At 67.4% G+C, this 13396-nt stretch carries 16 protein-coding genes and 1 pseudogene; 8 read left to right on the top strand and 9 right to left on the bottom strand.

The window, feature by feature from the left end; genetic code table 11:
* From carB to JWN21_RS09725, 3 genes are all read left to right on the top strand, one after another.
* Positions 1-2637: carbamoyl-phosphate synthase large subunit (carB, locus tag JWN21_RS09735; protein WP_299649083.1), on the top strand; the 2637-nt coding region annotated here is incomplete at its 5' end.
* A gap of 76 nt (positions 2638-2713) precedes the next feature.
* The gene (greA, locus tag JWN21_RS09730; protein WP_299649080.1) at positions 2714-3190 is read left to right on the top strand and encodes a transcription elongation factor GreA; all 477 of its coding nucleotides are present in this window, start codon (positions 2714-2716) and stop codon (positions 3188-3190) included.
* Between the two features lie 26 nt (positions 3191-3216).
* Positions 3217-3819, top strand: coding sequence for a rhomboid family intramembrane serine protease (locus JWN21_RS09725; RefSeq protein ID WP_299649077.1), 603 nt, complete (start codon positions 3217-3219; stop codon positions 3817-3819).
* A gap of 40 nt (positions 3820-3859) precedes the next feature.
* Here JWN21_RS09725 and JWN21_RS09720 read toward each other — a convergent pair whose 3' ends face one another.
* From JWN21_RS09720 to JWN21_RS09700, 5 genes are all read right to left on the bottom strand, one after another.
* Positions 3860-4078, bottom strand: coding sequence for a DUF4170 domain-containing protein (locus JWN21_RS09720; RefSeq protein ID WP_299649074.1), 219 nt, complete (start codon positions 4076-4078; stop codon positions 3860-3862).
* Positions 4079-4271: 193 nt separating this feature from the next.
* Positions 4272-4715: a hypothetical protein gene (locus tag JWN21_RS09715; RefSeq protein ID WP_299649071.1), complete on the bottom strand. Its 444-nt coding sequence runs from the start codon at positions 4713-4715 to the stop codon at positions 4272-4274.
* On the bottom strand, positions 4712-5056 hold the full coding sequence (locus JWN21_RS09710; RefSeq protein WP_299649068.1) for a phosphatase: 345 nt from the start codon (positions 5054-5056) through the stop codon (positions 4712-4714). The genes JWN21_RS09715 and JWN21_RS09710 overlap by 4 nt, the downstream gene beginning before the upstream one ends.
* Positions 5053-5397, bottom strand: a complete 345-nt coding sequence (locus JWN21_RS09705) for a phage holin family protein (protein ID WP_299649065.1) — start codon at positions 5395-5397, stop codon at positions 5053-5055. The genes JWN21_RS09710 and JWN21_RS09705 overlap by 4 nt, the downstream gene beginning before the upstream one ends.
* Positions 5381-6049: a hypothetical protein gene (locus JWN21_RS09700; protein ID WP_299649062.1), complete on the bottom strand. Its 669-nt coding sequence runs from the start codon at positions 6047-6049 to the stop codon at positions 5381-5383. Before JWN21_RS09700 ends, JWN21_RS09705 begins: the two co-directional genes overlap by 17 nt.
* On the opposite strand from JWN21_RS09700, the gene eno reads away from it, so the two are divergent.
* Both eno and JWN21_RS09690 read left to right on the top strand, forming a co-directional pair.
* Positions 6039-7334 carry a phosphopyruvate hydratase gene (gene eno / locus JWN21_RS09695; RefSeq protein ID WP_299649059.1) on the top strand — a complete coding sequence of 432 codons (1296 nt, stop codon included), beginning with the start codon at positions 6039-6041 and terminating at the stop codon, positions 7332-7334. The two genes, JWN21_RS09700 and eno, sit on opposite strands and share 11 nt — an antisense overlap.
* Before the next feature lie 31 nt (positions 7335-7365).
* The gene (locus JWN21_RS09690) at positions 7366-7683 is read left to right on the top strand and encodes a septum formation initiator family protein (protein WP_299649056.1); all 318 of its coding nucleotides are present in this window, start codon (positions 7366-7368) and stop codon (positions 7681-7683) included.
* 35 nt (positions 7684-7718) lie between these two features.
* Here the strand turns inward: JWN21_RS09690 and JWN21_RS09685 are convergent, their stop codons facing one another.
* Entirely contained in the window at positions 7719-8543 is an 825-nt protein-coding gene (locus tag JWN21_RS09685; protein ID WP_299649053.1) for an alpha/beta hydrolase, read from the bottom strand.
* 131 nt (positions 8544-8674) lie between these two features.
* Here JWN21_RS09685 and JWN21_RS09680 point away from each other — a divergent pair, with 131 nt between their 5' ends.
* The 3 genes from JWN21_RS09680 to JWN21_RS09670 all read left to right on the top strand — a co-directional run bounded on the left by JWN21_RS09680 (position 8675) and on the right by JWN21_RS09670 (position 11963).
* Positions 8675-10801, top strand: coding sequence for a prolyl oligopeptidase family serine peptidase (locus JWN21_RS09680; protein ID WP_299649050.1), 2127 nt, complete (start codon positions 8675-8677; stop codon positions 10799-10801).
* Positions 10802-10822: 21 nt separating this feature from the next.
* A complete protein-coding gene (locus JWN21_RS09675) occupies positions 10823-11536 on the top strand; it encodes a hypothetical protein (protein WP_299649047.1) in 714 nt (237 codons plus the stop codon).
* Positions 11537-11645: 109 nt separating this feature from the next.
* Positions 11646-11963 carry a hypothetical protein gene (locus JWN21_RS09670; RefSeq protein ID WP_299649046.1) on the top strand — a complete coding sequence of 106 codons (318 nt, stop codon included), beginning with the start codon at positions 11646-11648 and terminating at the stop codon, positions 11961-11963.
* A 63-nt stretch (positions 11964-12026) separates the two neighbouring features.
* Here the strand turns inward: JWN21_RS09670 and JWN21_RS13990 are convergent.
* The 3 genes and pseudogenes from JWN21_RS13990 to JWN21_RS09660 form a co-directional block, all read right to left on the bottom strand.
* Positions 12027-12203: pseudogene (locus JWN21_RS13990) on the bottom strand (hypothetical protein); the annotation flags it as partial.
* Between the two features lie 319 nt (positions 12204-12522).
* The gene (locus tag JWN21_RS09665; RefSeq protein ID WP_299649043.1) at positions 12523-13032 is read right to left on the bottom strand and encodes a glycine zipper 2TM domain-containing protein; all 510 of its coding nucleotides are present in this window, start codon (positions 13030-13032) and stop codon (positions 12523-12525) included.
* A 173-nt stretch (positions 13033-13205) separates the two neighbouring features.
* A partial coding sequence (locus JWN21_RS09660) for a hypothetical protein (RefSeq protein WP_299649040.1) occupies positions 13206-13396 on the bottom strand: 191 nt, incomplete at its 5' end.

Here is a 13396-nt window from a genome sequence, read left to right as displayed (position 1 = left end):
TGCGCGATCGAGAATGTCGATCCGATGGGCGTCCACACGGGCGATTCGATCACCGTCGCGCCGGCGCTGACGCTGACCGACAAGGAATATCAGATCATGCGCAACGCCAGCATCGCGGTGCTGCGCGAGATCGGTGTCGAGACGGGCGGCTCCAACGTCCAGTTCGCGGTCAACCCCGCCGATGGTCGGCTGGTGGTGATCGAGATGAACCCGCGCGTGTCGCGGTCGTCGGCGCTGGCGTCCAAGGCGACCGGCTTTCCGATCGCCAAGGTCGCGGCCAAACTGGCGGTGGGGTACACGCTCGACGAGATCGAGAACGACATCACGGGCGCGACGCCGGCGAGCTTCGAGCCGACCATCGACTATGTCGTGACCAAGATCCCGCGCTTCGCCTTCGAGAAGTTCAAGGGCGCCGAGGCCGTGCTCGGGACCGCGATGAAATCGGTCGGCGAGGTGATGGCGATCGGTCGCAACATCCACGAATCGCTGCAAAAGGCGCTGCGGGGGCTGGAGACGGGACTGTCCGGCTTCAACATCGTCGACCGGCTGGTGGGTGCCCCGCGGGCAGAGATCGAGGCGGCGCTGGCGGTGGCGACACCCGACCGGCTGCTCGTCGCGGCGCAGGCGCTGCGCGAGGGCTTCACGGTCGCGGAGGTGCACGCGATCGCGAAGTACGATCCGTGGTTCCTGGAGCGGATCGCGGAGATCATCGCGGCCGAGGACCAGGTCTGTCGCGAAGGCTTGCCGATCGACGCGGCCGGGATGCGCCGGCTGAAGGGGATGGGCTTCTCCGACAAGCGACTCGCCTGGCTGGCGCTGCAGTCGGCGCATCTGCGCGGGATGAGCCGCGGCATCGCACGCGGGTCCGGGCTGATCCATGAGGCGGTGGTGGCGATGACCGGCGGCGTGACCGAGGAGGAGGTCCGCGCGCTGCGCCACCGGCTCGGCGTGCGACCCGTATTCAAGCGCATCGACACCTGTGCGGCGGAGTTCGATGCCAAGACGCCGTACATGTACTCGACCTATGAGGCCCCGTCGTTCGGCGAGCCCGAGTGCGAGAGCATGCCGACGGGGCGGCGCAAGATCGTCATCCTGGGCGGCGGGCCGAACCGGATCGGGCAGGGGATCGAGTTCGATTACTGCTGCTGCCACGCCTGCTTCGCGCTGGAGGAGGCGGGCTACGAGACGATCATGATCAACTGCAACCCGGAGACGGTGAGTACCGATTACGACACGTCAGACCGGCTGTATTTCGAGCCGCTGACGGCGGAGGACGTGCTGGAGATCCTGCATGTCGAGCAACAGAACGGCGAGCTGGTCGGCGTCATCGTCCAGTTCGGCGGGCAGACGCCGCTCAACCTCGCGCGCGCGCTGGAAAAGGCGGGCATCCCGATCCTGGGCACCTCGCCCGACGCGATCGACCTGGCGGAGGATCGCGAGCGGTTCGCCGCGCTGGTGTCGAAGCTGGGGCTGAAGCAGCCGGCGAACGGGCTCGCGCGATCACGCGACGAGGCGATCGCGGCCGCCAACCGCATCGGCTATCCGGTGCTGATGCGGCCGTCCTACGTGCTCGGCGGGCGCGCGATGGAGATCGTCGACGGGCCGGCCCAGCTCGACGACTATATCGCCACCGCGGTGCAGGTGTCGGGCGAGTCGCCGGTGCTGATCGACCGCTATCTGCGCGACGCGATCGAAGTCGACGTCGATGCGATCAGCGACGGCACCGACACGGTCGTGGCGGGCGTGCTGCAGCATATCGAGGAGGCGGGGGTCCATTCGGGCGACAGCGCGTGCTCGATCCCGCCCTACAGCCTGTCGCCGGAGATCATCGCCGAGATCGAGCGCCAGACGGTCCTGCTCGCCGGCGCGCTGTCGGTCAAAGGGCTGATGAACATCCAGTTCGCGGTCAAGGACGGCGAGGTGTACCTCATCGAGGTCAACCCGCGCGCGTCGCGCACGGTGCCCTTCGTCGCCAAGGCGATCGGCGCGCCCATTGCCAAGATCGCCGCGCGCGTCATGGCCGGCGAGAAGCTGGCCGACCTGCCGCGCATTGACCGCCACATCGACTGGTTCGCAGTCAAGGAGGCGGTGTTCCCGTTCAGCCGCTTCCCCGGCGTCGACCCGGTGCTCAGCCCGGAAATGAAATCGACCGGCGAAGTGATGGGGATCGACCGCGACTTCACCACCGCGTTCCTGAAATCGCAGCTGGGTGCCGGCACGGTGCTGCCAAGCGAAGGCACGGCGTTCGTCAGCGTCAAGGACAGCGACAAGGCGCAGATCGTGCCCGCCGTGCGCGACCTCGTCGAGAAGGGCTTCAAGGTCATTGCGACGGGGGGCACCGCGGACCATCTTGTGCGCGCCGGCCTGCCGGTGACGACGGTCAACAAGGTGGCGCAAGGCCGCCCGCATATCGTCGACCGCATCACCGACGGCGATGTCGCGCTAATCATCAACACCACCGAAGGATGGCAGTCGCTGAAGGACTCCGCCCCGATCCGCGCCTCGGCACTGGCAAACCGCGTGCCCTATTTCACCACCGCGCCGGCGGCCGTGCAGGCGGCGCGCGCGATTGCGGTGGGCACGCGTGACCTTGAAGTGCGCCCGCTCCAATCCTATCATTCCCGTTCGCACGACTGACCCCGACAACACCGGACGAAGGTGCGGGCGGCCGATCAACGGGCCGCGCGGGGGCAGGTAATTTGGGGAATGAGCTATGGCGACCGTCGACAAGATGCCAATGCTGCAGGAGGGCTATGAGAAGCTCACCGCCGAGCTGAGGCGCCTGAAGATCGAGCGTCCGCTGATCGTGGACGCGATCGAGGAGGCACGTGCGCACGGCGATCTGTCGGAGAATGCCGAGTACCATGCCGCCAAGGAGCAGCAGGGCCAGAACGAGGCGACGATCTCCGACATCGAAGGCAAGCTGAGCCGCGCCCAGATCATCGATCCAAAGGATCTTTCCGGCGACAAGGTGGTGTTCGGCGCGACCGTGACGCTGCTCGACGAGGACGACAAGCCGATCCGCTATCAGATCGTGAGCGAGACCGAGGCGGACGCGAGCCGCGGCCGGATCAGCTATAATTCGCCGATCGGCCGGGCGCTGATCGGCCGCAGGCTGGACGACGAGGTCGAGGTCACCGTGCCGTCGGGCGATCGCTATTACGTCGTATCCAAGGTCGAATTCATCTGAACGGGATCGACCTTCCACGCGGACGGGTGACCGACGCGCTGGTCGCGCTGACTGTGTTCGGTGGGCTGATGATGCTGATCCCCAGCGTCTTCGCGGCGTCGAAGGAGTTCGTCTATTCGCCGGCTGGGTTTCTGGCGGCGGTTGGCGGCGATCCGTTGGTGGCGCTCGTGTCGCCGCTGGTCTCGCATCTCGCGCAGATCGGCATCTTCTCCGCTGCGTTCACCGCCATCTTTCTGTTGATCGCCGGGCGCTTCCTCGAGCGGGCGGTCGGCGGTATGGGGATCATGGTGCTGATGGTCGCGGGGCTATATGGCGGCGCCCTGGCGCGGCTGTTGCTGACGCCGGCTTCGGTGACGCCGGGGTTCTCGCCGAGCGGCGGCCTGTTCGCGATCATTGGCGCGTACCTGATGCTGTACGGCGTCCCTCGCGGTCTGCCGGTCAAGGCGAACGGCGGCCGGGCGGTGCAGATTGCCACAATTGCGGCGATCTGGGCGGCGTTGCAGCTCGTGTTCGCGGTCGTGGCGGGCGGGGTGGACTTCTCGGTGCAGATCATCGAGCCGCTGGGTGGGCTGGTCGTCGGAGCTGCATTGGCGCGCCCGGTGCTCGCCTGGCGTTACCGGCGGGCCTAACGCGCGTTGCGCTCGCGCTACGGTCGCCCGGCGCTTGCAATCACGGCTTGAGCGCCGGCTCCAACAAACGGTGGAGGTGGACGACCACGAACTTCATCTCCGCGTCGTCGACCGTGCGCTGCGCGGCGGCGCGCCAGGCTTTTTCGGCGGAAGCGAAGTCGGGAAAGATGCCGACCGTCTCGAGATCGGCCGGGTCGACGAAGTCAAGTCCACGAGGGTCGCGGACACGGCCGCCGAAGACGAGATGAAGCTTGCTCATGGCGCCGCGCCCTAGCCGAACGCCAGGCGATGGTGAAGGGTGCAGAGCGTGACGCATAGCACTTTATGCGATCAGCATGCGCTGCGCACCAAGCTGGACGTCAGTGACCAGGCGCTGCGAAAGTCGGACGGTGTCGGGCACCAAGCACCCCGTACCCGGCTTAGCGCAGGGGTACGGGGTAGAGGCGGTAAAGTTAGAATCCGCCGTCGTTGGTTGCGCCACCGGGTGTCTGCTCGGCTTTGCCGGTCACAGACTTGGCCGCGACCGATCCAGCCGAGGACAAAGCCTTGCTCACGCCGCCAAGCAGGTTCTTGACCTGCTCCTGTGCGGCATCCTTGGTGAACCCGCGGCTCTCCAGTTCGCTGCGGCCCTGTTCGCGCGCGGTGTCGATCGCGGCGCGCGCGCCGTCGCCCAGCCGCTTGCCGACGGGGGCGAGCAGTTCCTTCTCCTTGGCGGAGCGGGGGATCAGCGCACCGGCGATGACGCCGACCGCGAGGCCGCCCACCAGCAGGCCAAGTGGGTTGGATTCCAATCCTGCGGCGGTACGGCGCGCCGCGTCGGTGGCGGCGTCGAGCGCGCGCTCCCGCTTGCCGGCGGGCGTGGTCGGACGATGTTCGGCGGTGTGGGTGTCGGTCATGTGAGGTCCCCTGGGTCGGAGTGGGTGTGAACGGGTGCTTTGGCTTGCGCCGGAACGGTCAGCTTCTTCTTGCGCCGGAACAGCGCGGCAATGCGGTGGCGGAGCAGGAACAGCCCGGTCGCCGCGACCGCACCGGCGACCGGCAGTGGATTGTGCTTCGCCGCGCGGGCAGCTTCCTGTCCTTTATCGGCGGCGGCGTGCGCCACGTTGCGGGCGATCGCCCTGGGGGCGAGCTTCGCCTGCAACCGATGCAGATCGTCGGTCAGCCGCTGCTTGGCGGCAGCGGCACGGCGCTCGGCGGCGGCGATGGCGGTGGCCGGATCCGGCTTGCGGTCGGTCACTTCTTGGTTCCCGCCGGCACCAGCTTGCCGACGCCGATTTTCGCCAGAATGCCCGCGATCACGAGTGTCACCATCACCACGATCAGCGTTGCCCAACCGGGGCCGACGAGAGTCGCCAAGGCTAAAATCAGCCCGACGAGCAGCGCCGTGACTGCCGACAGGCCAAGCACGGCGGCCGCCCCGAAAAAAATGGCGGCATTCTTGTACGCCGTCGCACGCTCGGTCGCCTTTGCTTTGAACAGAGCCACCTCGGCGCGGCCCAGCTCGCGCACATCATCGACGGCGCGGTGGACCAGCGTCGAGACGCCCTCGTCGGGCGCGATGTCAGACCTTGTCAGCATCGAGACCGGATTGGAATAAACGCGCGACGACAAAGCCGATCGCGGCGGCGGCGCCGATCGCCACGGCCGGGCTCTTGCGGACCAGCGTGCGGGCGTCGTCGAGCAGCTCTTCCATGTCCTTGTCCTTCACCGAGGATGACAAGCCCTGGACCTGCTCGGCGGCAGAGCGTGCATATTGCCCGTACTGCGCACCGAGCTTGCCATCGACCTGGCCGGCGGCGTCGGTGAGCATCTGCGCCAGCTGATCGAGCATGCCGCCTGCGCGTTCCTTGCCCATCTCCGCGAAGCCGAGCGCCTTGTCGGACGCCTGTGCGGTCAGCTTACTGCCCACATCCTTGAGCTGCTGGCGCGGACTGCCGCCGGTTTCGTTGCCGGTGCCCTCAGTAGCCGCCTCGAATTCGACCGTGGCCTCGCTCATCGGCACCGCGGGCGTGAAGTCGGTGTTGGTCGGTGGCAGGATGTCAGCATCAGTCATCGGGCGCGTGTTACCGCCGCTCACATTATTATCGGCCATGCCAGTTCCTTTCACGTATCGGCTGCTCAACCCCGACGGGGGAGCGAGGGTTCCCGAAAATTTCCGTTGATTGCTCGCCGGCGGTACCAGCGATAGGAGCGCAGCCAACCTTTTCCGGAGCGCCGCCTTGACCGCCATCATTGACATCCATGCCCGCACCATCCTGGACAGCCGCGGCAACCCGACCGTCGAGGTCGACATGCTGCTGGAGGACGGCAGCTTTGGTCGCGCGGCGGTGCCGTCGGGCGCATCGACCGGCGCGCATGAAGCGGTCGAGAAGCGCGACGGCGACAAGGCTCGCTGGGGTGGAAAGGGGGTCGATCAGGCGGTCGCGGCGGTCAACGGCGAGATCGCCGAAGCGCTGGTCGGCGAGGATGCGGAGGACCAGGCCGATCTCGACCGCACGATGATCGAGCTGGACGGCACCGCCAACAAGGGGCGCCTGGGCGCCAACGCCATCCTCGGCGTCAGCCTGGCGGCGGCCAAGGCGGCGGCGGATGCACGCGGGTTGCCGCTGTACCGCTATGTCGGCGGCGTCGCGGCGCACCTGCTGCCGGTGCCGATGATGAACATCATCAATGGCGGCGAGCATGCCGACAACCCGCTCAACTTCCAGGAGTTCATGGTGATGCCGGTGGGCGCATCGTCGATGCTGGAGGCGGTGCGCTGGGGGTCGGAGATCTTTCACGAGCTGAAGCGGACGCTGCACGCGAAGGGACTGGCGACGGGCGTGGGCGACGAAGGCGGGTTCGCGCCGCACATCGCGACCAACGCCGAGGCGCTCGACTTCATCATGCGTGCGATCGAGGCGGCCGGGTATACGCCCGGCGACGACGTGATGCTGGCGCTGGACCCGGCGGCGACCGAGTTCTTCCGCGACGGCAAGTATGACCTGTCTGGCGAGGGCAAGTCGCTCGGACCGCAGGAAATGGCGCGCTATTACGAGGACCTCGTCGCCAACTATCCGATCTGTTCGGTCGAGGACGGCATGGCCGAGGACGATGTCGAGGGTTGGCGCGCGCTGACGCAGGCGATTGGCGGGCGCGTGCAGCTGGTCGGCGACGATCTGTTCGTCACCAACCCACAGCGGCTGCGCTGGGGGATCGGCGAGGGGCTGGCGAACTCGCTGCTGGTCAAGGTCAACCAGATCGGCACGCTGACCGAGACGCTGGAGGCAGTCTCGACTGCGCAGCGCGCGGGCTACACGGCGGTCATGTCGCACCGGTCAGGCGAGACGGAGGACGCGACGATCGCCGATCTCGCGGTCGCGACGAATTGCGGGCAGATCAAGACCGGGTCGCTCGCGCGGTCCGATCGGCTCGCGAAATACAACCAGCTGATCCGGATCGAGGAGGAACTGGGCGCTGCCGCACGGTTCGCCGGGCGCGAGGCGGTCAAGCAATTGGGAAAGAAGCAGGGTTGATCCGCGAGTCGCGTGCTGCGATGGTGAGCGCGTGACCAGGAAGCCCAGCCCCTTCATCCGCACCCTGCGCCGTGCCTGGCTGCCGGGTGTGGGGTTGGTCGCGATCGTGTTCTTCGGCGCCTATGCGGTGTTCGGCTCGAACGGCATCCTGGCGTTCGGCGACTATCAGCGCCAGCAGGTCAAGCGAGCGGCCGATTATGCCGCACTCGACGAGCGCCGCACTGTGTTGAAGAACCGCGTCGCGTTGCTCGACCCTGATCACGCCAATCCGGACATGGTCGACGAGATGACGCGCAAGGAATTGAACGTGGTGCATCCCGACGAGGTGGTGGTGCCGCTCAGGCGGTAGTTCCCCTCTCCCGCAGGCGGGAGAGGGCTAGGGGCTCACCCTCCCAGGAACGTCAGCAGGTCCTTCGTCAGCCGGTCGGCCTCCGTGACGTTCAGCCCGTGCGGGGCGCCGTCATATTCGACCAGCTGTGAGCCCGGGATGCCACGATGCGCGGCGCGCGCGGTCGGGTCGACGGGGACGGTCTTGTCGGCGGTGCCGTGGACGATCAGCGTCGGCACGTTGAACGCGGCCAGATCGGGGCGGAAGTCGGTCTTGCCGAACGCATCGACGCAGTCGAGCGTCCCCTTCAGGCCAGCCTGAAGGGCGAGCGACGTCGCATAGTCGACGACCTCCTGGCTGACCGGGCTGGTCACATAACCCACGCCGAAGAACTGCGGCACGAAGGTATGTCGAAAGAACCGCGCGCGGTCTTCCCTGATGCCGGCCTTCATCTGCTCGAACGTCGCGGCGGGGACACCGTCGGGATTGTCGGCGGTCTTCAGCATGTACGGCACGACCGAGGCGATCAGTCCAGTGGCGACGACGCCCTTGCCGTCATGACGGCTCATGTACCGCGCGACCTCGCCGCCACCCATCGAGAAGCCGACGATCGTCGCGTCGTCCGCGCCCGTTTCCTCGAGCACGTCGGCGAGGTCGTCGGCGAGCGTGTCGTAGTCGTAGCCGTCCCAGGGCTGCTCGGACCGGCCGAAGCCGCGGCGGTCATAGGCGATGACGCGGAAGCCCGCCTCAGCCAGCCCGAGCGCCTGCGCATCCCAGCTATCGGCGTTGAGCGGCCAGCCATGAATGAGCACGACCGGCCGGCCCTGACCCCAATCCTTGACATAGATCTCGGTGCCGTCGCGGGTTTCGATGAAAGGCATTGGGTGCTCCAGTCGGTTCGATTGGCAAACGAGCCGGTTGTCCACCCGTTCCGGGCAGTTCGGCTTTCCGACACGGGCTTGCGGCAGCAACGCGGCTCGGCCACCCTGCGCACCATCGAGAGAGGGCTGCCATGCGTAACCTGAAGCTGTTGTTCGCCACCACCGTGCTTGCCGCTTCGCCCGCGCTCGCGCAGTTGTCCCCGATGACCATGAATTCCGATGCCGCCGACCCTCATATCTGGCTGGAGGACAAAGACGGCGCGAAGCCGCTCGCCTGGGTTGAGGCGGAGAACGCCGTGACGCTGGCGCGGCTGGAGCGCGATCCGCGCTACCAGACCTTTTATCAGGAGGCGCTGGCGATCGCCGAGGCGAAGGACCGCATCCCCGCTCCCGACCAGCGCTTTGGCCGGGTCTACAACTTCTGGCGCGATGCCGATCAGCCGCAGGGCGTGTGGCGCTGGACCACCGAGGCCGATTACGCAAACGCGCAGCCCAGATGGACGACAGCGCTGGACCTCGACGCGCTGAGCAAGGCCGACGGCAAGAAGTGGGTGTGGAAGGGGGCGACCTGCCTCCAGCCCGAGGAGCGGCTGTGCCTGGTGGCGTTGTCGCAGGGCGGCGAGGATGCGGTCACCTATCGCGAATTCGACCTGCAGACGGGTCAGTTCGTGGCGGATGGGTTCACTCTGCCGACGTCCAAGCAGCGCGTGGCGTGGCTGGACAAGGACACGCTGCTGGTGGCGCGCGATTGGGGCGCGGGAACGCTGACCCAGTCGGGCTATCCGTTCGTGGTGAAATCGGTGAAGCGCGGGGCGCCGCTGGCGTCGGCGACCGAGGTGTTTCGGGGTGCGGCGAGCGATCAGGTGCCGAGCGGCGCGCAGGTCTTCACCGACGCCAGGGGCAACAAGGCGGTGCTCGTCACGCGCGGGGTCACCTTTTTCGGAACCGAAACGCACCTGCTGACCGCGAAAGGACCGGTAAAGCTCGACATCCCCGCGCGCACGCGGCCCGCCGGGCTGATCGACGGGCTGATGCTGTTCACGACCAGCGAGGCGTGGGGCGCGGTGCCGCCGGGGGCGGTCGCCTCAGTGCCGCTGAAGGACGTTGAGCGCGGCGTGCTGAAGCCGACGGTGATCTTCGCGCCCGGGCCGCGCCAGTCGGTCGCGGATGCGAGCGTCACGCGCAACAAGCTGTTGCTCGTAATCTCGGACGAGGTGCGCGGCCGCGCCTTCATCTATACGCATGGCGGCGGCGGGTGGACGGCCAGGCCGCTGTCGCTGCCCGACAATGCGACGATCGGCGTGGCATCGTCGACCGATCGCAGCGACGACGCGTATCTGAGCGTCACCGGCTTCATCGAACCGACCACGCTGTATGCGCTCGACGCGAACAGCGGCACGCTGAAGTCCGTCAAGCAGCTGCCGGCCAAGTTCGACGCGACCGGCCTGGTGGTCGAGCAGCACCAGGCGACTTCCAGCGACGGGGTGAAGATCCCCTACTTCGTCGTCCGTCGCCGCGACGCGCCGCTCGACGGCACCACGCCGACGCAGATGACCGCCTATGGCGGGTTCGAGCTGTCGCGCACGCCCGCCTATGCGGGCGCGACTGGCAAGGTGTGGCTGGAGCGCGGCGGGGCCTATGTACTCGCCAATATTCGGGGCGGCGGCGAGTTCGGGCCGGCGTGGCACGACGCGGGGCGCAAGACCAAGCGCCAGATCATCTTCGACGATTTCGCGGCCGTGGCGAAGGATCTGTTCGCGCGGCGGATCACCAGTCCGGCCAAGCTCGGCATCTATGGCGGCTCCAACGGCGGGCTGCTGATGGGCGTGCAGATGGTCCAGCAGCCGAGCCTGTGGAAGGCGGTGACCATCCAGGTGCCGCTGCTGGACATGGTCCGCTATGAACAGATCGCGGCGGGGGCGTCGTGGGTCGACGAATATGGCTCGGTGACGATCCCCGCCGAGCGCGCGTTCCTGGAGCGGATGTCGCCCTATGCGCAGCTCAAGCGCGGCGCGGCGTATCCCGAGCCGTACATCTGGACCACGACCAAGGACGATCGCGTCGGCCCGCAGCACGCGCGCAAGTTCGCGGCGCGGATGAAGGAATATGGGCTGCCGTACCTGTTCTACGAGGACACGGCCGGCGGCCATTCGGGCGACGCCGACGTCAAGCAGGGCGCGCGGCTGCAGGCGCTGCAGATGGTATATTTCGCGCAGAAGCTGATGGGGCCACCGTCGGATGCGATCGCCAAACGCTGATCGGTCCGTTGGCGGTCGGTGATGGTACAGGCCTCGGCGGAGGAGCAGGTCGCCACCGCCTGCGAGCGGTGCGGGCTGGGCCCGGTCGCAAACTATTGCGCCAATTGCGGTGCGGACCAGCGGCGGCGTTCGTCGCTGTACCGTGTGCTGCGGCAGGTGTTCGGGCCGGTGTCCGACTATGTCGCGCTGCTGCCGGCGCTGGTGAAGCCGCGCTGGCTGGTCGACGATGTGCGCGCCGGTGCGATCGGCACCAGCGAGCTGATCGGCTTTTCGCTGGCCGCGGCGGGCGTGTCGGCGGTGATCGGCTTCTGGTTCCCCGGCACCGCCACGTTCAAGGGTCTGCCGCCCGTGCTCGACGAGCTTGCGGACGCGGCGTTCGAGATCGTCGGCAGCCTCCTGTTCCAGGTTCCGCTGTTTTTTGCGTTGCGGCGCAGGGGCCACGCCGTTCCCTGGCGCCAGTTCGCTGCGGTGGCGGCGGGCTTGGTCGCGCTGGTCTATCCGCTGATCAATCTGGCGGACGGTATCCTGCTCGTGCTGTACCCCACGTCCGATTACGGGCTGCTGACTTTCTTCGCGCAAATGCCGTGGTTCGTGCAGGCCTACGCCAGGCTGTTCGAGCGCTCGCGTCGCAAGGTCGCCGCTTGGATGGTGGTGGTATTGGCGGGCAATCTGCTTGTGGTCGCCATCGGGTACACCATTGCGGCAAGTGCGTTGGGGCTGAGCCAGTCTCCTTGAGGTCAGACCATAAGGGGCGGGAAGCAGCTGCTCTTTGCCGGCCATCATTACGGAACCGGCGGACACACGCATGGTTGTTGCAATGCAGCAACAAGGGTAAGGGCACCGCATGACCAGTGTCGATCTCCTCACACCCGTCCTGCTGGAGGCGATCGTCAAGCGGCAGGCGGTCGCAGTGACCTATAACCGCACCGAAGCGATCATCGCGCCGCACATCCTGTATACCCGCCACGGCGACCTGCATGTCGACGCGGTGACGATCGAGCGCGACGGCAAACCGCCCAAGGAGGTGAAGCTCGGCACGTACAAGCTGGCGGGACTGAGCGGGGTGCGGATCACGCCGCGCCGGTTCACCGTCAGCGGGCTGTTCGACCCCGCTGCCGAGCGCTACGCCAACGAAGCGATCATGACGGTGGAGCCGGCCTGACAGGCACGCGCCGATGCGCTTGCCCGACATGGTGCCGGTAAAGCCCATCACGCCTTTCTCCGAAGGGTTATTGGTGACGAACCGGACATCATAGCTGGTCGGCGTCCAGCGGCCGGTCACGTTGATCGAGCCGCGCGCCAGCCCGGGTGCCGGGAGCGGGCAGGTTGCCGCCACGTCGACGCGGCCCTTGGCGAGCGAGCACCTGGTGACCGTGCAGCCGGTGGCAAGCTCGCGCGTCAGCCAGGTGGTGCTGCCGGCGTCCGCTTGTCGCAGCCAGATCGTCGGCCGCGCGGTCGGCCCGAAGTAGGGCAGGTCGTCCAGTGGCCGTCCGTCGCGCGACGCTATGCCCGGCGCGCTGGTGACCTGTCATAGACCAGCGGAGAAGCCGGTGGTGGCGTGGCGGCGAGCAGCGGAAGAGCAAGGAGCCACCTCAGTCGCATGATCCTGCGTTCCTCCGTGCGACGGAAACATCTCGCCAGTCAGCAAGAAGGCCCACGCACACCGTGCATGGGCCTCCTTGGACGCGTATCCGGCCAGCGGTGCTAACCGAAGTCGCGCATCAGCGGCAGCGCACTTCCGACCGGTTACGATCGACCGCACGGCCGGCGAGCGCACCCGCAGCCGCGCCGAGCAGCGTGCCGACCGTGCTGGATCGGCCGCCATCGATGACCCGGCCGAGAATGCCGCCGCCGGCCGCGCCGACGATCAGGCCCGTGGTGCCGTCCGAGCGACGGCAGTAATATTGCCCGTCGGTGCCGGCATAGACGCGGTCGTTGTTCGTGAGCACGCGCTCCTGATACTGCGCACCCGGGCGATAGTCGCGCGACGGGTCATAATAGGCGCCATCGTCGTAGCGCGGCGTGGTGTTGCTGTTGTAGTAGTTGCCGCTCGTGCCGGTGCGGGACTGCGCGTAGCGGTCGGTCTCCTGACGGAACAGCTGATATTCGCGATCGAAGCGCGCCTGGGCGTCCCGGAAGCGACGATCCTGCTGCGCGGTCTGCGCGGCAGCCGGCACGGCGGTGGCGAGCGTGGCCATGGCGGCGGCGGCGGTGATGAACTTGGCAAGCATCGGACGATCTCCTGGTTACTGGCCCGGCGCTCGGGCCGGACAACGAGTCAATACGGTTTCGCAAGCGTATCGTTCCGCTCAGCAGACCGGCTGCCGCGACGTTGCCCATGGTCGCGCGAGCCGTCCCATCGCGTGCCGCGGAAGTTCCCAAAGGTCTCGTAAGTCGCGTCCCCTCACCGATGCCCGCTGTTCAGATTGGCGAGGTGGTGATCCAGCACCTTCATCGCGAGCCGATAATCGGGCCGACGGACAGTGCCGATCTGCTGTCCACCATAGAAGCGCGGCACCTCCACGCCGATGCTGCCGATCCTGGCGATGCTGGTGGCGGGGCACATGGCCTCGCGCGGCGGCGGGCAGGGGGGCT

The sequence above is a fragment of the Sphingomonas bacterium genome (genome assembly GCF_028292945.1).
Taxonomy (GTDB): Bacteria; Pseudomonadota; Alphaproteobacteria; order Sphingomonadales; family Sphingomonadaceae; genus Sphingomonas.
Note: the sequence above shows the minus strand (reverse complement) of the source record. Positions and strands in the feature narration are given on the sequence as shown.